General features: G+C 46.4%; 1 protein-coding gene. It reads right to left on the reverse strand.

Annotated elements, in window-relative coordinates; all coding sequences use genetic code 11:
- On the reverse strand, nucleotides 1-276 hold a 276-nt coding region (locus tag LKE08_RS08850), incomplete at both ends, for a reverse transcriptase domain-containing protein (protein WP_324703854.1).

The raw sequence follows: 276 nt of genomic DNA on the forward strand, positions 1-276 counted from the left end.
TGCCTCACCATTCCATCCAGTGCGATGTTGGCGAGGAGTGGACTTATTACCCTTCCTTGTGGTGTCCCGGCTTTTGTGTCGTCAAATACACCATTGTCAATGACCCCGGCTTTTAGCCATTGTTTGGCATTTCGCCTTATGGTCGTTGGACAATGAAGTTTGGATAGTAGGTATTCATGGTCAATTTGGTCAAAACATTTGGCAATGTCGGCATCGAGGACGTAGTATTCCCCTTGATTAATCGCGACAAATATTCTGCCAATTGCGTCGAGGGTT

The sequence above is a fragment of the Lyngbya sp. CCY1209 genome (assembly GCF_035615495.1).
Classification (GTDB): domain Bacteria; phylum Cyanobacteriota; class Cyanobacteriia; order Cyanobacteriales; family Microcoleaceae; genus Limnospira.